We start from the raw sequence: 20011 nt of genomic DNA, 5'->3' as shown, positions 1-20011 counted from the left end.
CTAGGGGATTGTGGTGGGGACGCTGGGTGTGGAGTGGGCCGATGTCGGGCGCGCGGCAGCGCTGTTGTTCGCGGCCGCGGTAGTCGGCTTCTTCGCCATCGCTTCGGAGCGCGAGGCCAAGCGCTCTTGGAATCCGGCCGCACGCGGGAAACGCTGGCTGGTCGTGCTCACCGTCGCGCTCGGCGGATTCGGCTGGCTCGCAATGGCTTCCGCGGCGTCCCCGGTCCCGTCGGCGCTGTTCGGCGACACCGTCGCGGGCACCGCGCTGCCCGAAGCCCCCGGCCTGGTCCAGGCGGGCATTCCCACCAGCACCGCCAATCCGAAACCCGCGGCCCCGGATCCGCTGTCACTGCTGAATCCCGGTGACTGCGTCGAGGTTCCGATGGAGGCCGCCACCGCCGCCGATGGCGGCCCCACCTGGAAACCCGGTGCGCCCGCGCCCGCGGACTGCACCACGCTCGACGCGAATTACCGGGTCCTGCAAACCGGTCCGGCCCCCTGCGCCGGACCGCTCTACAAGTTGGAGACCAGTCGTAAGGATCGCGCGGGCAAACAGCTCTATCACCTGTGCCTGGCCTTCGACTGGCGCGCCGGATTCTGTTACGACACAGAACATATGGATGAACCGTCCAAGGTGGACTGCGCCACCCCGGGCGATCACATAGTGCAGGCCACCGCCGTCTTCGAGAACACCACCGACGGCTCCGGCTGTCCCCGCGACGGTCGCGGCGCGGTCTGGGTGGTGTGGGACAAACGGCAGATGACAGTCTGTTTCCGGGGTGGCGACAAACCCGGCGTGCGTTAGGTGCGCCGCCCCACGGTGATGACGTCGGGCACCAGCCAGGACGGGATGGGCCGGTCGATCTTGCGCTGATCGAGCACCCGGAAACCGGCGTCCTCCAGCAGCTTCCGGGTCTCCCGGGGTGAGGGCGCGTGCGCCGGGAAGAGCGGGCTGCGCGTCAAACGCTGAATCGGCCGTGCGGTCGGGGCCGAGGGATGCATGGTCGCTATGGCCACCAGACCGCCGGGCGCGAGCACGCGCTGGAATTCGCGCAGCGCCACCGGATGATCGAAGAAATGAAAAGCGCTGGTGGAGACCACCGCATCCACTTCACCGTCGTCGAGCGGGAGATGCTCCGCGGCCGAATGCCGCCACTGCACCTCGCTGGACCGGGCGCGGGCCTGCGCCAGCATGCCGGTGGAGGCGTCCACCCCGTACACCACCTCCGGCCGTAGTTCCCGGGCGATACGGGTGGTGAGAATGCCGGTGCCGCAGCCGATATCGGCGATCCGCCGGGATTTCGCCGCGCGCAACTCCTTGACCACCTGATCCTGCGGCGGTTTGTAGACGGCCTGCTGTAGCGCCGCGGTGTCGTAGGCGCGGGCGACGTTTCCGAAGAATCCGGTCACCAATTGATTGAGGGCGCGATTGCCGGTGGTGAGGGAAGTACTGGGCATATGTGCTCCTATCCGACTCCATCGAAGCAGATTTCCAACTGTCTGGGAAGGTTGTACTTCGGGTTCGATGTGAGCCGGTGGAGTAGCGTCGGGCGCATGAGGATTCGTGGAGCTGTCCTGGAACGAATCGGGGCGCCGGCTCCGTTCGCCGAGTCGAAACCGATCACCGTGAGCGAACTCGACCTGGGTGAACCCGGCCCGGGTGAGCTGCTGGTGCGCATCGAGGCGGCCGGACTGTGCCACTCGGATCTGTCGGTGGTGGACGGGAATCGGGTGCGCCCGGTGCCCATGCTGCTCGGGCACGAGGCCGCCGGACGGGTCGAGGCGGTCGGTCCCGGCGAGAGCGATATCGCGGTCGGTCAGCGCGTGGTCATGACCTTCCTGCCGCGCTGCGGGGAATGCGCGGGCTGTGCGACCGAGGGCCGCACCCCGTGCCTGCCGGGCAGTATGGCCAATAATGCCGGTGAACTCATGAACGGCGGGCGGCGACTGCTGCGCGACGGTGCGGAGGTGCATCACCATCTGGGTGTCTCGGCCTTCGCCACGCATGCGGTGGTGGACCGGCATTCGGTGGTACCGGTCGAGGACGATGTTCCGGCGGACGTGGCGGCGGTGCTCGGCTGCGCGGTGCTGACCGGCGGTGGGGCACTGTTGAATTCGGCGAAGCCCGGTCCGGCCGATCGCATCATGGTGGTGGGCCTGGGCGGTGTCGGCATGGCCGCGGTACTGGTGGCCGCGGCCATCCGCGAGGGCACCGGCCGCGATGTGATCGCGGTCGATACCGTGCCGGAGAAGCTCAAGATCGCCATGGAATTGGGCGCGACCGCCTCTTACACCCCGGCGGAACTGGCCGAGCAGGGCATTCAGGCCGAGGTCGTGATCGAGGCGGCGGGCAATATCCGCGCCTTCGAAACAGCGGTGGCCGCGACCGCGGTGGGCGGTACCACCGTGACGGTCGGCCTGCCCGCGCCCGAGGCGATGGCCAGCATCTCCCCGCTGGGCCTGGTCGCCCAGGGCCGCTCCATCATCGGCAGCTACCTGGGCTCCGCGGTTCCCGCGCGGGATATCCCGGAGTACGTGCGCATGTGGCGCGAGGGCAAGCTGCCGGTCGAGCGGCTGGTGTCCTCGCGAATCACCCTGGACGACATCAACACCGGCATGGATGAACTCGCCGCCGGGCACGCCCTGCGCCAGGTCGTCATCTTCGACTGAGCGGCAACGCTTTCCGCATCGAAACGAACGCGCCCGCCACGGATCACCGTGGCGGGCGTTGGTTTTCGAGCAGGCGCTACTTGACCGTCAGGTTGATCGTCTTGGTCTGCGTCTTCGCGGGCAGCTTGGTGGTATCCACCGCGAGGATCTCACCGCTGTCCTGCACCCCATTCGGCAGGATCTTGGCCTTGAGCCCGAACGGCGGCTGATCACCGGTCGCGCCCTCGACGCCGAAATCGCTGTCATCGGAGATGTAGAGCGTCTTACCGCCGTCGTTGGTGGCCACGCCCTCGACCTTGTCGTGGCCGAAGAACTTGCCGTCCGGGTTGAGGCCGTCCAGCAGCCCGCCCAGATCCAGGTTCGACTTCTTGGCGACCGCGGTGATACCGGCCTTCTGCAGGGCGGCAACTCCGTCGGCGGTGCTCACGGTGCCGACGTAGACCTCGATCGGCTTACCGTCGATGAGCAGACCCTTCTCCGGATCGTACTGCGCGCCCGCGACTTTGGACTGCGGGCCGACATCGGTGGCATTGCTGATATCGATGGTCCACAGCTTCTTGTTGGCCTTGGGTGCCTTGTTGCCGTCGCGCTCGTCGACCACGAAGGTGGTGGCGCTCAGCGCGGTGATCTCGGAGACCGCGAGCTTCTCCTTGGGGTTCTCCAAGGGGTAGATGAACTCCTTGGTGGCCTTGGTCTTGAGGTCCACGGTGACGATGCGGGTCATCGGCACTTCGCGCGCATTGCTGACGCCGGGCTCATTGAGCGCGGACTGGATGATGCCCACCAGGGTGCTGCCGTCGGGGGTGATGGTCAGCCCCTCCATGCCCTGATTCGGGGTGCGCAGCGAAAGTTCCTTGGGCAGACCGCGTCCCGGCGCGAGCCGCTCCAGTTCGGTGCCCTTGGCGTCGAAATGCACCATGAACGGGCCGTATTCGTCCGAGACCCAGAAGGTGCCGTCGGGCAGGGCGACCAGGCCCTCGCTGTCGATACCGTGATCGGTGGGCGGCAGCACATTGCCCGCGAGATCCTTGATGGTCTCACCGGTGGTGGCCGAGGTGTCGACCAGGCCGTTGAACGGCTGTCCGGCCGGATTCTTCAGTGCGATGGTGGATTCCACCACCGCGCGGGTGCCGACCATCTTGAACTTGGCGATCGAGGGCGTGAAATCCGGTACCGCGACCAGCTTTTCGTTCTTGCCCTTGCCGTCGACGTTCGGGCCGCGGTCGGTCAGGCCGTAGAACTCGTCCTTGGAACCCGGTACCGGCGTGAACGAGGAGCCGAAACCGCTGCCCTGCACCGTGATTCCGCCGAAGGTGCCCAGCGGCTTGATATCGGTGGTGTACAGCTTGACCGCATCGGTGGTGGTGACGGTGATGCTGTCCGAACCGGTGTATCCGGCGGCGGGGGTGTACACGACCGAACCGTCGACATTGCGGGTGATCTTGCCGTGCTGCGGGTCCGCGATGGCCACCGCCGCGGTCCCGCCGGTCTTGGCCAGGAAGTCGTCCAGCGAGATGACCAGCGGCTGATCCTTGGTCGCGGTGAAGTCGGCGCCCGAGTCCGAGGAGGAGCAGGCGGCCAGGGCAGCGGCGCACACGGCGACGGCGACGAGCGCGCTGGGGGTACTACGGCGAATTCTCACAGGCGATGCCTACCGGGCGTATCCGACGGCCGGTTGGCCGGAAGCTGAACAGTTGCCCTCATCGCCCGCGAGGGCCGGGACGGGCGGGCCGTGCCGGGTGTGCCGGATCGCATACGCCCACGGTAACGGGGGTTCCCCGACTCGCCCCCGCGACCCGATAGGCTCGGGCCAGACTTTTTTGTTCAGGTAGAGGCATGTGAGGAGACGTGGTGACCACGAACCGGATCCGGGTGGGTGTGCTCGGAGCGCGCGGCAAGGTCGGGCAGGCGATCTGCGCGGGTGTCGAGGCGGCCGACGATCTCGAACTGGTCGCCCAGGTCGACAAGGGTGATTCGCTGGAGATGTTCACCGTGGTCGGCACCGAGGTGGTCATCGACTTCACCCATCCCGATGTGGTCATGCCCAATCTGGAGTGGCTGGTGGCCAATGGCATTCACGCCGTGGTCGGCACCACCGGCTTCGATGCCGAACGCCTGGACAAGGTGCGCGGCTGGCTCGCCGCCAAGCCCGAGGTCGGCGTGCTCATCGCCCCGAATTTCGCCATCGGCGCGGTGCTGACCATGCGTTTCGCCGAACAGGCCGCGCGCTGGTTCGATTCGGTCGAGGTCATCGAACTGCATCACCCGAACAAGGCCGACGCGCCGTCGGGCACCGCCTTCCGCACCGCGAGCATGATCGCCGCCGCCCGCGAGAAGGCGGGCGTGGGCCGCAGCCCCGATGCCACCAGTCAGGAACTCGAGGGCGCGCGCGGCGCGGACGTCGACGGCGTGCGCGTGCACTCGGTGCGCCTGGCGGGCCTGGTCGCGCACCAGGAGGTGCTTTTCGGCACCCAGGGCGAAACCCTCACCATCCGGCACGACTCCATGGACCGCACCTCCTTCGTCCCCGGCGTCCTGCTCGGCACCCGCAAGACCCCGCTGCGCCCGGGCCTGACCGTGGGCATCGACGCCCTGCTGGACCTGTGAGCGAGCCATTGATGTCGTACAGCCGGGACTCGAGCCCGAACGGGGTTCGACGATGACCGCGCCGGAGAACAACTCCCGCGAGGTCGGCAAGCGGGTCGCGTTCATCGCGGCCCTGGTCCTGATCCTGGGCTTCTACTTCCTGCTGCTGGGCAAGATCGCGCTGAGCCTGATCGGTTCGGGGTCTATCCCGGCGGCGATCCTGGGCGTGGGTGTGCTGCTGCTGCCGCTGCTGGGTGTCTGGATCGTGGCCTCCAGCGTGCGCGCCGCCTTCGCACACCAGCATCTGGCGAAGCTGATCCACGCCGAGGGCCTGGAGCTCGACACCTCCGACCTGCCGCGCCGTCCCTCGGGCCGTCTGGAACGTGAAGCCGCCGACCAGCTTTTCGAGCGCGTGAAGGTCGAATGGGAAGCCGACCCGGACAACTGGCGCACCAACTACCGCGCCGCCCGCGCCTACGACTACGCGGGCGACCGCACCCGCGCCCGCGAAGTCATGCGCCGCGCAGTCGAATTGGAGCGCCAGGAGCGCACCGCCCAGCAATCCTGATTCACCGTTCGAACGAAGAATGGCCCGGAACCTGTTGGTTCCGGGCCATTTTCGTAGCTACCGCGGCGGGTGGGTGGCGCGCCAGTGGTCGGCGATATCGATGCGGCGGGTCAGCCACACCTTGTCGTGCGACTGCACATAGTCCAGGAAGCGTTCCAGAGACTTTGCGCGAGCGGGCTTTCCGATGATCCGGCAGTGCAGGCCGACGGACAGCATCTTCGGCGCACCCGCCGCGCCCTCGGCGTAGAGGACATCGAAGGCATCGCGCAGGTACGAGAAGAACTCGTCACCGTTGGCGAATCCGGCGGGGGAGGAGAACCGCATGTCATTGGTCTCCAGGGTGTACGGCACCACCAGCTGGTCGTGCTCGCCCACCTTCACCCAGTACGGCAGATCATCCGCGTAGGAGTCCGAGTCGTAGGCGAAGCCGCCGTGCTCGACCACCAGCTCACGGGTCTGCGGTGAGTCCCGCCCGGTGTACCAGCCGCGCGGCGGCTCACCGAAGAGACGGGTAATGATGTTTACCGCCTCTTCCATATGCTTGCGCTCGGTCTCCGGATCGGACATCTGGTAGGAGATCCAGCGCAACCCGTGGCAGGCGATCTCATGCCCGAGGCGTTTGAACGCCGCGACGGCTTCCGGATTGCGTTCCAGCGCCCGCGCCACCCCGAAGATGGTCAGCGGGATATCGCGCTGTTCGAACAGTCGCAGCACCCGCCACAGTCCGGCGCGCGAACCGTACTCGTAGATGGTCTCCATCGACAGGTGCCGGTTCGGGAACGCCTGTGCCGGAACGATATCCGACAGGAACGTCTCCGAGCCCTCGTCGCCGTCCAGGACGTTGTTCTCCCCGCCCTCCTCGTAATTGAGGACGAAGTTCACCGCGATATTGGCCTCGCCGGGCCAGTGCGGATGCGGGGGATTGGGTCCGTAGCCGACCATATCCCTCGGGTAGTTCAGGTCGAAATCGCTCATGCGAGTTCACCTTCCAGCTCCGCTCGCGCGGCGGGAGTGAGGGTGCCGAACAGTCGCAGCCGCGCCAGCCCGCCATCCGGGAAGGCGTCCAGACGCACCTCCACCACGGCCTCATCGGAGTCGATGGCGAACCGGTGCCGGGTATCGGGCCGAAGCACCGTGCGCGGCAGCAACTCCACCTCGGACCCGTCCGCGCGAATACCGGTCAGCGAGGCCGCTCCCGGGCTGTTGAACAGGAAGTACGAGGTATCGATCTCGGCCATGGTGAGCACGCCCTCACCCGCCAAACGCACTCGCACCCAATCGTTGTCGCGGGTCCGCCGCCGCGCGGTCTCCCAGCCGTCACCCATGGACCGCGCCCGCCCGGGCAGCAGAATCTGCTCGGGATGGGAGTAGAACCGGTTGGAGCAATCCGCGACGAGCCCACCGTTCTCCAGCGCCGCCAAATCGAACGGCCCCGAATCCAACCACCGCAGTTCGGGTTTGGCGATCCCGTGCACCCGCAACCGCGCCACGCCGCCATCCGGGAACATGCGCAACCGCACATGGGTGTACCGCTGCTTGGAGTCCACCGGGAACGGATTGCGGCTGTCCCCGTTCACCGCGGACCGCGCCACAATGGTCGTCCACCCATCCAGCCCCGCAACCTCCTCGGCCGACGGATACCCTTCCAGCGCAATGGCTTCCACCGAAACCTCCGGCGGATAATTCCCCTTGAACCACGCGGTATCCACCACGACCCCGTGAATCACCCCGGGCACCCCCAGCCGCACGATCGCGATATCGCAATCCTCCGAATCCGGCGAATCCCCGAAGTCCCCCCGCCGCCGCCGGGTCTCCCACCCGTCGTACACCTGCCCCTTATGCCCGAAAGTCGCGGGCTGATAGGTGGATTCCTCCGGCCGAATGAGATTCTCCCGCTCAGCGAAGGACTCGTCATTGGCCCAGATCACCGCACCGCCCAGCGAGCGCACGGCCAGATCGGGCAGCAAAGTGAAATCAGTCTTGTCGGCGGTCATAGCGAGGGCATTTTCCTTTCGCGCAACTGATGGAGAACGGTGACGGTCGCGGCCGGGACCAGCGCCGTCACCTCGTCGGGACCGAAAGCGCCGCAGTCCAATCCGCGCAGCACGACGGTCGCAAGGGCTTGGGCGGTGGCCGGTTCGTCCACCACCGCGCCGCCCTGGCGATCCAGGTAGCGGCCGATACGGGGTGCGGCCACCTCGAGGGCGGTGCGATAGAAGGCGAAGGTGGCGAGCCAGCGGGTGGCCAGGTGGCCCGCGCCCATATCCCAGCCCTGGTAGTACCCGCGCTCGAGGGAACGGGTGACCAGGCGGTAGTGGCGGGCCAGGGCGGCGCGCACCTCGTCATCGGTGCCCAGGGGCAGTACCTGGGTGGAGCCGTCGCAGACCCAGACGCCGGTCTGTGCGGCGGCGGCCTGCATGACGGCCTTGGCGTGATCGGCCACCGGATGCTCCAGCGACTGGAACTGCGGTGCGATACCGCAGGCGGCGCTGTAATCGTATGTGCCGTAATGCAATCCGGTACAGCGACCGGCGGAGCGGTGAATGGCCTGTGCGACGGTCGCGGTGCCGTCGGCGGCGATCACGGCCTGCGGGCTCTCGATCTGCAATTCGAACTTCAGCGATCGCTCCGGCAGCCCGTGCGCGGATTCGATTGCCTCGCACAGCAGTACGGCCGCCTCGGCCTGATCGGCCGAGCGAATCTTGGGAATGGTGAAGACGAATCCGTCGGGCACCCCGCCCGCGCCTTCCAGGACCTTCTCCAGAGTGCGCACCGCGCGCTCCCATTCGAGCGTGGTGAGCCCCTTCATGCGGATACCGCGCGAGACCACCTCGGCGGGCAGCGCCGCCAGCACCGCACCGGCGTGCAGCGCGTCGCGATCCTCCACGGCGTCGCCGCGCGTTCCGTACCCGTCCTCGAAATCCAGCCGCAGATCCTGAATGGGCCGCCAGCGCAACGCGTTCAGCGTGCGCGCGAGCGCATCCGGCCCGCCCAGTTCGGTCAGCACATCGCTGTGCTTGCCGGCCAGTTCGATGGCGGTCGCGCCCCATTCCCTCGGCAGTTCCGGGGTGGCGTCGGCCGCGCTCACATACGCGGTGTGAATGGGCTGTCCCGCCCGATCACCCGGATAGTGTTGCGCCAGTTCCGCATCGACCGACCGCAACCGGCCTTCGATATCGCCAAGTACGTACGCGGGCAGGGTCACTTACGCGCCTCCTGACTGTCTAGGGAGAATTCGGCCAGCAGGCCGGTGTACTGCTTGGGCAGCGGTGCGGCGTACTCCCCGCGCCCGGATTTGCGCAGCCCCATGGTGATCAGGGATTGCGCGGTGAGCGTGGCGGCGGCGACACCGTCGATGACGGGGACGCCGACCTCCCGCGTGAGGTATTCGCACAGATCGGCCATGCCCGCACAGCCGAGCACGATGGCGTCGGAGTTATCGGTGTGCACGGCATCGCGGCAGGCGTCGGCGATCACCGTGCGCGCCTTGGGATCCTCCAGTTCCAGCACCGGAATCTCACACGCGTGAATACCCGCGCAGAACCGCTCCATCCCGTAGCGCTCGGCCAATTCCGCGGCCCGGCCCGAGGTTCGGGCCAGCGTGGTGACCACGCTGAACCCGCGCCCGAAATGGCTGGCAGCCTGCATGGCGGCCTCGGCGATACCGATCACCGGCCCGCGCGCCAGCTCCCGCGCCGCGTCCAAGCCGGGATCGCCGAAACACGAGATGACATAGCCGTCCACACCCTCGGCCTCACCGCGCGCGATCTCCGCGAGCAGTCCCGGCACCGAAAGCGCTTCGTCGTAATGACTTTCGATGGACGCCGGTCCCATCGCCGAGGTGATGCCCTCGACAATGGTGCCGGGCGCGGCCACGGCCCGCGCGGCCGCGGCGGCCAGATCCGTCATGGCCGCGGTGGTATTGGGATTGATGACTCGAATTCGCATGCGTCTCACCGATCTTCGGATACGGGTACGGACAGGCGCAGCGGTCCCCGGGTGGCCAGCAGGTAGTACCCGGCCAGTGCGAGACCGCAGCCGATGAACCAGCTGTACTGCGCGGCCGTGTACATCCCGGTCATCCGGCCCGAGGCCAGCACCGGAATCACCGCGAACACCGCGCCGACAACAGTCGCGAGAATAGCCGCCGGGTTGTAACCCCTGCGGTACCAATAACTTCCGTGCTCGGACATGGTGAACAGCTCATCGACGTTCACCCGCTGCTTGCGCACCAGGTAGTAGTCGGCGATGAGCACGCCGAACAGCGGGCCGATGAACGCGCCGAGCGTTTCCAGCGTGTAGTGGATGACATCGGGATTGTTGTACAGATTCCACGGCGTGATCAGCACCGATCCGACCGCGGCGATCATGCCGCCCATCCGCCAGCTGATGCGCTGCGGATTCACATTCGAGAAATCGAAGGCGGGGGAGATGAAGTTGGCCACGATATTGATGCCGATGGTGGCGATGGTGAAGGTCAGCGCGCCCAGCACGATGGCGAAGGTGTTGTCGATGCGCGCCACGGTCGCGACCGGATCGGTGATCAACTCGCCGTACACCGGAATCGTCAGCGACGCGGTCACCACGACCAGCAGCGAGAACACCAGGAAGTTCACCGGCAACCCGAGCAGATTGCCCTTCTTCACCGCCGCGAAGGACTTGCCGTAGCGCGAGAAGTCGCCGAAGTTCAGCATCGGACCGGAGAAATAGGAGACCACCAGCGCGATCGCGCCCAGCATGACCGGCAGCGCCGACCAGCCCGACAGCGTCTGCTTACCTAGGTTCAGATCGATCCCGCTCCAGCCGGCCTTCCAGATCAGGTAGCCGCACAGCACGAACATCACCACGTAGACCGCCGGACCGCAGAAGTCGATGAACTTGCGAATCGACTCCATGCCACGCCAGAACACGGCCGCCTGCAGCACCCAGAGAATCAGATATGAGGCCCAGCCCAGTGCGGACAGCCCGAGGAATCCGTAGTCATCGACCACCGCGTACGGCGCGAGCCCGGGAAACAGCTTGATCAGCACCACATCCAGCGCCGCCGACGCCAGGAAGGTCTGAATCCCGTACCAGGCCACCGCGATCAGACCGCGAATAATGGCGGGCACATTCGCGCCCAGCACACCGAAGGCGCTGCGGCACATGACCGGATACGGCACACCCGTCACCTGCGAGGGTTTGGCCACCAGATTGCACAGCCCGTACACGATGGTGATGCCGACGACCAGGGCGATCAGCACCTGCCAGCTGTGCAGGCCCAGTGCGAACAGGCTGCCCGCGGTGACATAGCCGCCGACGCTGTGCACGTCCGACATCCAGAACGCGAAAATGTTGTAGGTGCCCCAGGTCTGCTCACGCAGCGGGGCGAGGTCTTCATTGACCAACCGGGGGTCGTAGTCCGGCGCGTTGGTCACCGCCGAGTGGGGCGCACTCGTGGACGGCGGCGCAACGGTTTCGGGCATGTCGCACATCCGATCTCATCGGGTCCCGGCCTTCGGGAACAAGGGTGTGCGCGACGCTATCGAGCCGGTATTGCCCGGGTGTTGCTGAAACTATATATCTTTCCCACCTGCGGAATCCGCAAAAAGTCCGGTGTCGGTGGGCAGTCGCGACAGTACTCCGTTGAGTCGCAGATGGTGTGCCGCGGTGGCGTCCAACAGCGCCGCCGCATCGCGTGCGAGGAAGGCCGCGAGTTGCTTGGAGTGATCGGCGTGCAGCACCACGCGATCGGCGGTGCTGGCGTGCACCATCGGCTGCACCGGTTCGGTGATATTCCAGGCGTATTCGAGCATGTGCACCACCCGCGGCATCGCGGACGGCAGCACCAGCGCGAGATGGAAGTTCCGGGTCTCGCGGTGATAGGCCACCGCGTCCTCGGTGAGAATCGCGCGCTCGAGCCGGGCATGGGTCTCGCGCGCCAGTGCATGATCCTCGGCGGTGGCCCGCGAGACCGCGGCGGCGAGCGCGGCGGCCTCCAGGCTCTCCCGCACCACATACAGTTCGCTCAGTTCGGCGGCGGTCAGCAGGGTGACCTGATAGCCGAAATTGGGCCGATGCTCGACCAGGCCCTCACCGATCAGCGTCTGCAGCGATTCCCGCACCGGAATGGCGCTCACCCCGAACTGCCTGGCCAATTCGCCCAGCGGCATTCCGGTGCCGGGCGGCAGATTGCCGCCCAGGATCAGCCTGCGCAGTTCGTCCAGGATTTCGTGCTGTGTGTAGCCGCGATGCGCGTCCAGTGCGGGCGTGAGCTGGGGTAAACGCGGTAGTCGCGGTCGAGAGGGCACCCGTTCACGGTAGTCGCCCGGTTGCCGGGCCGGACGCGCATCCGGGCAGATCAGGCGTATCGGTCAGAGCTCGTCCAGGTCGTAACCGAGCGCCTTGAGCGAAAGCCGGTGCAGCGTTTCGCGTTCCGCGGGGGTGAGTCGATGCAGCAGATTGTCGGTGGCGGCGGAGATCCGGGCATTGGTCTCATCGCGCAGCGTGCGGCCCGAATTCGTGATGGCCAGCCGGTACTTGCGCCGATCGTCGGCATCGCGGGTGCGGGTGACCAGGCCGGACTTCTCCAGGCTGTCGATCAGGCGCACCACCTCGCTGCGGTCGATGCCGAGCGCGTCGGCCATCTCCTGCTGGGAGATCTCGCTGAACTCCGACAGATAGGTGAGCACCCAGTGCTCGCGCAGCGGGGTCCCCAGCTCGACGTGCATGGCCTTGTGCAGCTTGCCGAGCGCGTAGGTCGGATAGCGCAGCAGGTCCCGGGGGTAGTAGTCGCGGCTTTCGGTCACCTGCGGATTATATCTATTGTTGAGTTACTCAATCATTGTTAGAGTCTGCAATTGGGAAGCTCAAGCACATTCGAAGGAGTCATCCGATGACGCGGACGCGCCCGGATACCAACGCCCCCACCACCTCTCGCGCACCGGATGCTCCCGCCGCATCCGGCAAGATCCCCGCCTATGTCTGGCGCACCGCCGCCGTCGTGGTGTTCGGCGCGATCATGGGCATGCTCGACACCTCACTGGTGAATATCGGGCTGCACACCATCGGCGCGGATCTGCACGCCTCGCTCGCCACGATTCAATGGGTGGCGAGCGGATACCTACTGGCCCTTGGTGTTTCGCTCACCGTCTGCGGCTGGCTCGGCCGCCGCTTCGGCGTCGGGCGGCTGTGGCTGGGAGCCATGCTCGCGTTCACCATCACCTCGGGGCTGTGCGCCCTGGCCGGTTCGGCCGGATGGCTCATCGCCCTGCGGGTGCTTCAGGGCCTGGCCGCCGGGGTCATGATTCCCGCAGGTCAAACCATTCTCGGGCAGGCCGCTGGACCGCAGCGCATGGGCCGAGTCATGGGCGTGGTCGGCATCGCGGTGGTCGGCGCGCCCGCCCTCGGGCCGACCGTCGGCGGGCTCATGCTCGCGCACTGGAGCTGGCAGTGGCTGTTCCTGATCAATATCCCGCTGGGGCTGATCGGGTTCGCGCTCGGTCTGCGCTATCTGCCCCTGGGGCCCGGTGGGTCGACGCAACCGCTGGACGTCATCGGCCTGATCCTGGCGGGCGGCGGTGTGTCCGCGGTCGTCTACGGGCTGTCGGAAATCGGCGAAACCGGTTCCGCCGCATCGCTATCGGTCTGGCTGCCGGTCGTGCTCGGCCTGGCCGCGCTGGCTGGTTTCATCCTTCGCACCGCCGGTAGCGTCCGGCCGCTGCTCGATGTCCGGATGTTCAGCAATCGGGTCTTCGCCGCGGCGAATACCGCCAGCTTCTTCGCCGGGGCCTCCATGTTCAGCGTCATGGTCCTGCTGCCCCTGTATTTCCAGGTATTGCACGGTGACGGCCTGATTCGCACGGGTGTGCTGCTCATCGCCTTCGGCGCGGGCGGCGTTATCACCCTGCCCCTGGGTGGCCGCCTGGCCGACCGATTCGGTGGCGGCTTCATCGCCATCTTCGGCAATCTGGGCGTGGCTGTGACTCTCGTACCCTTCGCCTTCCTGCCGAAGGATGCCAATCTCGTTGTCGTACAGCTTCTTCTGTTCGCGGCAGGCGTGGCGACCGCGCTCGCGGGCATGCCCCTGGTGTCGGCCGCCTATGCCGCCGTTCGCCCGGATCAACTGCCCGACGCGGCGGCCTTCGTCAATATCCTGCAGCGCATCGGCGGTGCGGTGGGAGTCGCGGTCATCGCGGTAATCCTCTCCCGCGCAACGGCTTCCGAGTGGTCCCCGGTTTCCGGATATCAGCTGGCCTTCGCGGTGCTGGCCGCGCTGTCGCTGATCGCCTCGATCGCGTCGACCCAACTGCGCCGCCACCAGCGCAGGTAGCCGTGCGCCCCGGGCGTGGCGAATAATGAACGAAGTGTGACGCCCGGCCGGGGGCGGGAACTTCCATCCGGGGCGGCCGGTTGTACGTGTGGCCGATAAGAGGAGGTCAGGTGACACAGGAATACAACCGGAATCCGGCGGCGGTAGCGGCGCTCTCACCCGAGCAGTACCACGTCACGCAGGAGAACGGCACCGAGCGAGCGTTCACCGGCGAGTACTGGGACAACCACGAGCCGGGAATCTACGTGGACGTCGTATCCGGCGAACCATTGTTCGCCTCGACGGACAAGTTCGAATCCGGATCGGGGTGGCCGAGCTTCACCAAACCGATCGACGCCACCAATGTGTTCGAGAAGCGCGATATCAGCCATCTGATGATTCGCACCGAGGTGCGGTCCGCTCACGGTGATAGCCATCTCGGGCACGTGTTCACCGATGGCCCGCGCGATCAGGGCGGACTGCGATACTGCATCAACTCCGCGGCCCTGCGTTTCATCCACCTCGATAACCTCGAGGCGGAAGGCTACGGACAGTACAAGACTCTCTTCACGAAGGAGGAGGCGTGACCGACACGCGCAAGGCGATTCTGGCCGGCGGATGCTTCTGGGGCATGGAGGATCTGATCCGCCGCCAGCCCGGTGTGCTCTCCACCAAGGTCGGCTACACCGGCGGCCGCAACGACCACCCCACCTACCGCAACCATCCCGGACACGCGGAAGCCGTGGAGATCGACTACGACCCCGCGGTCACCGACTACCGCGCCCTGCTGGAATTCCTCTTCCAGATCCACGACCCCACCACCAAGAACCGCCAGGGCAACGACATCGGCGACAGCTACCGCTCCGCCATCTTCTACCTCGACGACGAGCAGAAGCAGGTAGCCCTGGACACCATCGCCGACGTCGACGCCTCCGGCCTGTGGCCCGGCAAGGTGGTCACCGAGGTAACCCCGGCCAGCACCTTCTGGGATGCCGAGCCGGAGCACCAGGACTACCTCCTCCGCTACCCCGAGGGCTACACCTGCCACTTCCCCCGCCCGGGCTGGAAACTACCCAAGCGCGAGACGGCCAAGTAGCAGCTGCTGAATGAACGGCCGCGTCACCCGAGCACGGGTGGCGCGGCTGTTTCGCGTTCGGGGCAGCGTCGGCGGATACGGACCGGTCCGGCATTAGGCTCGGGAGCGTGCCGAAGCTGCTGCTGATTCATCACACGCCGTCGCCGCATATGCAGGAGATGTTCGAGGCGGTGGTGGCGGGGGCGACCGATCCGGAGATTCAGGGTGTGGAGTTGGTGCGCCGGGCGGCCTTGTCCGTGACCGCGAGTGATGTCCTCGACGCCGACGGGTATCTGCTCGGCACCCCCGCCAATCTCGGGTATATGTCCGGCGCCTTGAAGCACGCTTTCGACACGTTCTACTACCCGTGCCTGGATTCGACCAAGGGGCGGCCGTACGCCATGTACATGCACGGCAACCAGGGGACCGAGGGGGCCGAGCGCGGGGTGGAGAGCATTGCCACCGGGCTGGGGTGGGAGAAAGCGGCTGCGGCCGTGGTGATTTCGGGGCCGCCGACCAAACAGGATGTGGAGCGTTGCTGGGAGCTGGGGGCTACGGTGGCCGCTCAGCTCATGCCGTGAGTGCTACCTCGGTCGCGATAGTCATCGCCGGTGCGCTGATCTCGGCGGCGTTGTTCGCGTGGCCGCGTACACGCAGATCGGTGACCACACCCGCTGAGCGAGCGGTGCACGCGGCGTTGCAGACGGCCGCGCTGGCGGCAAAACCGTTGCGCGGCGGGCTTACCGAGGAATCCGCTGAACAGGCCGTGCCCTATCTGCGGGCGCTCATGGGCGCGGAAGCGCTCGGTATCGCCGATGCCGCCGGAACGCTGCTGGCCTGGGATGGTGCGCACACCGAACTCGCGGAAACCTTCGGGGAGGCGGCGAGTCGCGCCATCGCGGGGGAGCGGTCCGTGCTCGTCTCCTGCGCCGACGGCTATACCCTGCTGGCGCAACCGCTTCCGAGTGAGCACAGCGGGATGGTCGGTGCGCTCGGGGCGGTGACCCGGGGCAAGCCCGGGCCGGGCATGCTCGGCGCGGTCGCCGAGGTGGCCCGATACGCCTGCGGCCAAATCGAATTGGCCGAACTCGATGCCTCGCGGGCGCGCCTGGACCGTGCCGAGGTGCGCGCGCTGCGGGCGCAGATCAGCCCGCATTTCATCTACAACGCCCTCAACACCATCGGTTCTTTCGTCCGCACCGATCCGGACCGCGCCCGCGAACTCATCCTCGATTTCGCCGACTTCACCCGCTACTCGTTCCGCACCGCGGGCGAATTCACTTCGCTGGCGGACGAACTCACCAATATCGACCGCTACCTGGCCCTGGAACGCGCGCGCTTCGGCGACGCCCTGCGCGTCCGACTGCAAATAGCCCCCGACGTCCTGACGGTCGTTCTCCCCTTCCTGGCCCTGCAACCCCTGGTCGAGAACGCCGTCCGGCACGGCCTCGCCACCCAGCCCGGCCTCGGCACCGTCACCATCGTCGCCGAGGACGCGGGCGCCGACTGCCTCATCTCGGTGGAGGACGACGGCGCGGGCATGGATCCCGAAATCCTGCGCTCCGGCGCCCTCGACGCCATCCACACCACCTCCGGCACAGCCGAATCCGCCCACGTCGGCCTCGCCAACGTGGACGACCGCCTCCGCGCCGCCTTCGGCAACGACTACGGCCTGACAGTCGACACCGCTCCCGGCGCGGGAACGAAGGTCAGCATGCGCGTCCCCAAATTCCGCCCGGGGGTGCGGGCATGAGGGTCGCGAAGCCGCGTATCCGAGCCGGGGTGCTCATGCCCATCTCGTCATTCCGGCGCGCTTTCGGCCGGGGTCCATCGATCGGCTGTGGATCCCGGCCGAAAACATGCCGGAATGACGAGGTCGGATATGCCGGGTTTAGGATGTCCGGACTGTGACCAGGACCACCGACTCGACCGACGCCGCGCTACGCGTACTCGCCGTGGATGACGAGAAACCGGCCCTGGATGAACTCGTCTATCTGCTGCGGGCGCAATCCGGGGTCGGCGAGATCCATGCCGCGAGCGATGCCACCAGCGCGCTGCGACTGTTGCGGGCGCATGCGGTGGACGCGGTGTTCCTGGATATCAATATGCCGGGGCTGGACGGGCTCGAACTGGCGGGCATTCTCTCGGAGTTCGCGCGGCCGCCCGCCGTGGTGTTCGTGACCGCGCACGATGATCGGGCCGTCGCGGCGTTCGATCTGGGCGCGGTGGACTACCTGCTCAAACCATTGCGAGAGGCGCGGCTGGCGGAGGCCGTACGGCGAATCATCGCTGGGCGGGCTCAACCCCCGCCGGTGACGGATATCGATCCGCACGAGGTGATCCCGGTCGAACTCGGCGGTGCGACAACGCTGGTGAACCGCGTCTCGGTGAGCTGGGTCGAAGCGGACGGCGATTACTCCCGCCTGCACACCAATTCGGGCTCACACCTGGTCCGCATCCCGCTCTCCGAGCTGGAATCCCGCTGGCAGGAAGCCGGTTTCGTGCGCGTGCACCGCTCCTACCTGGTGGCCCTACGTCTGGTCACCGGGCTGCGTACGGTCGGCACCGGCACGGTGGTCTGCCTGCGCGCGGAGGGCAGCGCGGCGGCGGTGGAACTCCCGGTCAGCCGTCGCCAGGTACGCGACCTCAAACAACGGTTGATCCATACGCCGCGTCAGCATCGGACCCCGCGCTGATGCGGGCGCTCAATCGACCGGGATGCGGTGGAGCGTCGCCGCATCGGCGACTTCGCGCGGCGGCTCGTCCATCCGGCGCGCGAAAACGCTCAGTGCCCGACTACAGCATTACCGCCGCATTGGTCGAGGCCGTCCGATGACGAGTGGGCAACGGCCGCAGCGAGAGCGGGTGGTGCTCGCCGAGCGGCGGGGCGCTCGGCTGGTGCGGACCCGGGTGGAGGTGGCCGAGCAGACCGAGGTGGGCGCGGCCATGATCGGCGGGTTGATTCGCGCGCAGTTCGGCTTGGCCGTGCGCGTGGGTCTGGTCGTGGTGGGTGCGCTCGGGGCGCTGCCATTGTTGTTCGCGTTGGGGCCGCTGGGGAGCGCAGAACTCTTCGGGCTGCGGTTGCCCTGGGTGCTGCTGGGGTTCGCGGTGTATCCGATGTTGTTCGTGGCCGGGGTGGTCTATGTGCGGCTGGCCGAGCGCAATGAGCAGGACTTCGGCGAATTGACCGGGGACTGAGGTGGATTCGCAGCCGGGATCCTGGATGACGGTGGTGGCATTGCTGCTCGCCGCGTTCGCGAGCGTGGCCATCGGCAGTTACGGGGTGCGGCTGGCCCGGACGACTTCGGATTTCCTGGTGGCCTCGCGGTCGGTGGGGCCGCGCTGGAATGCGGCGGCCGTCTCGGGTGAATATCTTTCCGCTGCTTCATATCTCGGTGTTGCGGGGTTGATCGCCAAGTACGGTGCGGACGCACTTTGGTATCCGGTCGGATTCACCGCCGGATATCTGGGCCTGCTGCTGTTCGTCGCCGCGCCTCTGCGCCGTTCGGGTGCGTACACGATGCCCGACTTCGTGGAGTTCCGGTTGGGCTCGCGCCCGGTGCGCAAGCTGACCGCCCTTGTCGTGGTGCTCATTTGCGGCGTCTACATGATCCCGCAGTTCCAGGGCGCGGGCCTCACGCTGAGAATCCTGCTGGGCGTACCGGATTGGGTCGGCGCGGTCGCGGTGGGCGCCATCGTGATCGGCACCGTCGCGGGCGGCGGCATGCGATCGATCACCTTCGTGCAGGCATTCCAGTACTGGCTCAAACTCACCGCCATCGCGATCCCGGGCCTGGTGCTGCTCGCGTATTTCCTTCGGCACGACGATGATTCGAGCGCACCGCATCTGACCGCCGTAACCGATGCGCAGTGGCTGCTCCCCGGCGGCGGGCTCGGCGGCCCGCATCCGATGTATCAGGTGTATTCGCTGATCATCGCGACGTTCCTCGGCACCATGGGACTCCCGCACGTACTGGTGCGGTTCTACACCAACCCGGACGGCCGAAAAGCCCGCAGCACAGCGCTTTCGGTGATCGGCCTGGTCGGATTCTTCTACCTGTTCCCGGTGCTGCTGGGCATACTCGCGCGCCTGTACGCGGCGAGGCTCTCCAACGCCGGAGCCTCGGATGCCGCGGCTCTGCTGCTGCCCAGCGCAGTGCTCTCGGGTCTCCCCGGTCAACTCCTCGCGGCCCTGGTGGCGGCGGGCGCGGTGGCGGCATTCCTGTCCACCTCCTCCGGCCTGCTGGTCAGCATTGCGGGCGTGGTCGGCACCGATCTGCTGCGCGGCCGCATCCGCGACTTCCGCCTGGCGGCGATCATCACCGGCACCGTGCCGCTGCTCCTCGCCCTGACCGTTGTCTCCCTGGACCTTTCGCGCGCCGTCGGCCTGGCCTTCGCGGTCGCCGCATCCACCCTCTGCCCGCTGCTGGTGCTCGGCATCTGGTGGCGCGGCCTGACCGCCACCGGTGCGGCCGTCGGCCTCATCGCGGGTGGATTGCTGTCGGGCACCGCCACCGCCGTCTCGGTCTCCGGCGGCGTTTCGCACACCCTCGCCGCGGGCTGGCCCTCGGCCCTGCTCAGCTATCCGGCCGCCGTCAGCGTCCCCGTCGCCTTCGCCGCGATGATCCTGGTGAGCCGCCTGACCCGTCGCCAATCCGCCCCGGAGATCGCGAATATCTTCGTCCGCATGCACGCGCCCGAACCCCTGGGCATGGGCGCGGATCGTGAACGGGGCTTGCGCTCGGCCTGACCGTTCATCGCGCCGAACCGACCGCTCACCGCAGAACCGGGCACCTTCGTCGAGTGACCCAGCCCACACCGT

At 67.2% G+C, this 20011-nt stretch carries 21 protein-coding genes; 12 read left to right on the top strand and 9 right to left on the bottom strand.

Annotated elements, in window-relative coordinates:
- Positions 1-13 precede the first annotated feature (13 nt).
- Positions 14-805, top strand: a complete 792-nt coding sequence (locus ACFC0O_RS06755; RefSeq protein ID WP_375954442.1) for a hypothetical protein — start codon at positions 14-16, stop codon at positions 803-805.
- On the opposite strand, the gene ACFC0O_RS06750 is transcribed toward ACFC0O_RS06755, so the two are convergent.
- Positions 802-1458, bottom strand: coding sequence for a class I SAM-dependent methyltransferase (locus ACFC0O_RS06750; protein WP_375954441.1), 657 nt, complete (start codon positions 1456-1458; stop codon positions 802-804). The genes ACFC0O_RS06755 and ACFC0O_RS06750 overlap by 4 nt on opposite strands.
- Before the next feature lie 96 nt (positions 1459-1554).
- Here ACFC0O_RS06750 and ACFC0O_RS06745 point away from each other — a divergent pair, with 96 nt between their 5' ends.
- A complete protein-coding gene (locus ACFC0O_RS06745; protein WP_364631027.1) occupies positions 1555-2670 on the top strand; it encodes an alcohol dehydrogenase catalytic domain-containing protein in 1116 nt (371 codons plus the stop codon).
- A 76-nt stretch (positions 2671-2746) separates the two neighbouring features.
- Here ACFC0O_RS06745 and ACFC0O_RS06740 read toward each other — a convergent pair whose 3' ends face one another.
- Entirely contained in the window at positions 2747-4312 is a 1566-nt protein-coding gene (locus ACFC0O_RS06740) for an esterase-like activity of phytase family protein (protein ID WP_375954439.1), read from the bottom strand.
- A gap of 209 nt (positions 4313-4521) precedes the next feature.
- Between ACFC0O_RS06740 and dapB the strand changes: the two genes are divergently transcribed.
- Positions 4522-5277, top strand: coding sequence for a 4-hydroxy-tetrahydrodipicolinate reductase (gene dapB / locus ACFC0O_RS06735; RefSeq protein ID WP_375954437.1), 756 nt, complete (start codon positions 4522-4524; stop codon positions 5275-5277).
- Positions 5278-5329: 52 nt separating this feature from the next.
- Positions 5330-5824: a hypothetical protein gene (locus ACFC0O_RS06730; RefSeq protein WP_375954435.1), complete on the top strand. Its 495-nt coding sequence runs from the start codon at positions 5330-5332 to the stop codon at positions 5822-5824.
- A gap of 57 nt (positions 5825-5881) precedes the next feature.
- On the opposite strand, the gene puuE is transcribed toward ACFC0O_RS06730, so the two are convergent.
- The 7 genes from puuE to ACFC0O_RS06695 form a co-directional block, all read right to left on the bottom strand.
- Positions 5882-6799: an allantoinase PuuE gene (puuE, locus tag ACFC0O_RS06725; RefSeq protein WP_375954433.1), complete on the bottom strand. Its 918-nt coding sequence runs from the start codon at positions 6797-6799 to the stop codon at positions 5882-5884.
- Positions 6796-7818, bottom strand: a complete 1023-nt coding sequence (gene alc / locus ACFC0O_RS06720; protein WP_375954432.1) for an allantoicase — start codon at positions 7816-7818, stop codon at positions 6796-6798. Before alc ends, puuE begins: the two co-directional genes overlap by 4 nt.
- A complete protein-coding gene (locus ACFC0O_RS06715) occupies positions 7815-9029 on the bottom strand; it encodes a DUF6986 family protein (protein ID WP_375954430.1) in 1215 nt (404 codons plus the stop codon). The genes alc and ACFC0O_RS06715 overlap by 4 nt, the downstream gene beginning before the upstream one ends.
- Positions 9026-9772 carry an aspartate/glutamate racemase family protein gene (locus ACFC0O_RS06710; protein ID WP_375954428.1) on the bottom strand — a complete coding sequence of 249 codons (747 nt, stop codon included), beginning with the start codon at positions 9770-9772 and terminating at the stop codon, positions 9026-9028. Before ACFC0O_RS06710 ends, ACFC0O_RS06715 begins: the two co-directional genes overlap by 4 nt.
- 5 nt (positions 9773-9777) lie before the next feature.
- Positions 9778-11289, bottom strand: coding sequence for an NCS1 family nucleobase:cation symporter-1 (locus ACFC0O_RS06705; RefSeq protein ID WP_375954426.1), 1512 nt, complete (start codon positions 11287-11289; stop codon positions 9778-9780).
- 90 nt (positions 11290-11379) lie between these two features.
- Positions 11380-12114 (bottom strand): GntR family transcriptional regulator, encoded by a 735-nt coding sequence (locus tag ACFC0O_RS06700; protein WP_375954424.1) that lies wholly within the window; start codon positions 12112-12114, stop codon positions 11380-11382.
- A 63-nt stretch (positions 12115-12177) separates the two neighbouring features.
- Positions 12178-12612, bottom strand: coding sequence for a MarR family winged helix-turn-helix transcriptional regulator (locus ACFC0O_RS06695; protein ID WP_375954422.1), 435 nt, complete (start codon positions 12610-12612; stop codon positions 12178-12180).
- Positions 12613-12698: 86 nt separating this feature from the next.
- Between ACFC0O_RS06695 and ACFC0O_RS06690 the strand changes: the two genes are divergently transcribed.
- The 8 genes from ACFC0O_RS06690 to ACFC0O_RS06655 all read left to right on the top strand — a co-directional run bounded on the left by ACFC0O_RS06690 (position 12699) and on the right by ACFC0O_RS06655 (position 19939).
- Positions 12699-14135, top strand: coding sequence for a DHA2 family efflux MFS transporter permease subunit (locus ACFC0O_RS06690; RefSeq protein ID WP_375954421.1), 1437 nt, complete (start codon positions 12699-12701; stop codon positions 14133-14135).
- A 110-nt stretch (positions 14136-14245) separates the two neighbouring features.
- Positions 14246-14701, top strand: a complete 456-nt coding sequence (gene msrB / locus ACFC0O_RS06685) for a peptide-methionine (R)-S-oxide reductase MsrB (RefSeq protein ID WP_375954419.1) — start codon at positions 14246-14248, stop codon at positions 14699-14701.
- The gene (gene msrA, locus ACFC0O_RS06680; protein WP_375954417.1) at positions 14698-15210 is read left to right on the top strand and encodes a peptide-methionine (S)-S-oxide reductase MsrA; all 513 of its coding nucleotides are present in this window, start codon (positions 14698-14700) and stop codon (positions 15208-15210) included. The genes msrB and msrA overlap by 4 nt, the downstream gene beginning before the upstream one ends.
- 107 nt (positions 15211-15317) lie before the next feature.
- Complete coding sequence (locus tag ACFC0O_RS06675) at positions 15318-15770, top strand: flavodoxin family protein (RefSeq protein WP_375954415.1); 453 nt, start codon at positions 15318-15320, stop codon at positions 15768-15770.
- Entirely contained in the window at positions 15767-16942 is a 1176-nt protein-coding gene (locus ACFC0O_RS06670) for a sensor histidine kinase (protein ID WP_375954414.1), read from the top strand. The genes ACFC0O_RS06675 and ACFC0O_RS06670 overlap by 4 nt, the downstream gene beginning before the upstream one ends.
- A 154-nt stretch (positions 16943-17096) precedes the next feature.
- Positions 17097-17885 (top strand): LytR/AlgR family response regulator transcription factor, encoded by a 789-nt coding sequence (locus tag ACFC0O_RS06665; RefSeq protein WP_375954412.1) that lies wholly within the window; start codon positions 17097-17099, stop codon positions 17883-17885.
- Between the two features lie 136 nt (positions 17886-18021).
- Positions 18022-18387: a hypothetical protein gene (locus ACFC0O_RS06660; protein ID WP_375954410.1), complete on the top strand. Its 366-nt coding sequence runs from the start codon at positions 18022-18024 to the stop codon at positions 18385-18387.
- A gap of 25 nt (positions 18388-18412) precedes the next feature.
- Positions 18413-19939 carry a cation acetate symporter gene (locus ACFC0O_RS06655; protein ID WP_375955998.1) on the top strand — a complete coding sequence of 509 codons (1527 nt, stop codon included), beginning with the start codon at positions 18413-18415 and terminating at the stop codon, positions 19937-19939.
- Positions 19940-20011: the final 72 nt, after the last annotated feature.

The sequence above is a fragment of the Nocardia sp. NPDC056100 genome (assembly GCF_042266325.1).
Classification (GTDB): domain Bacteria; phylum Actinomycetota; class Actinomycetes; order Mycobacteriales; family Mycobacteriaceae; genus Nocardia.
This window is presented reverse-complemented; position numbering and strand designations above follow the sequence as displayed.

Excerpts from the sequence above, each read along its gene's own strand:
- ACFC0O_RS06750 (WP_375954441.1), bottom strand. The coding sequence starts at position 1,458 with ATGCCCAGTACTTCCCTCACCACCGGCAATCGCGCCCTCAATCAATTG.
- ACFC0O_RS06745 (WP_364631027.1), top strand. The coding sequence starts at position 1,555 with ATGAGGATTCGTGGAGCTGTCCTGGAACGAATCGGGGCGCCGGCTCCG.
- ACFC0O_RS06730 (WP_375954435.1), top strand. The coding sequence starts at position 5,330 with ATGACCGCGCCGGAGAACAACTCCCGCGAGGTCGGCAAGCGGGTCGCG.
- puuE (WP_375954433.1), bottom strand. The coding sequence starts at position 6,799 with ATGAGCGATTTCGACCTGAACTACCCGAGGGATATGGTCGGCTACGGA.
- alc (WP_375954432.1), bottom strand. The coding sequence starts at position 7,818 with ATGACCGCCGACAAGACTGATTTCACTTTGCTGCCCGATCTGGCCGTG.
- ACFC0O_RS06710 (WP_375954428.1), bottom strand. The coding sequence starts at position 9,772 with ATGCGAATTCGAGTCATCAATCCCAATACCACCGCGGCCATGACGGAT.
- ACFC0O_RS06705 (WP_375954426.1), bottom strand. The coding sequence starts at position 11,289 with ATGCCCGAAACCGTTGCGCCGCCGTCCACGAGTGCGCCCCACTCGGCG.
- ACFC0O_RS06690 (WP_375954421.1), top strand. The coding sequence starts at position 12,699 with ATGACGCGGACGCGCCCGGATACCAACGCCCCCACCACCTCTCGCGCA.
- ACFC0O_RS06660 (WP_375954410.1), top strand. The coding sequence starts at position 18,022 with ATGACGAGTGGGCAACGGCCGCAGCGAGAGCGGGTGGTGCTCGCCGAG.
- ACFC0O_RS06655 (WP_375955998.1), top strand. The coding sequence starts at position 18,413 with ATGACGGTGGTGGCATTGCTGCTCGCCGCGTTCGCGAGCGTGGCCATC.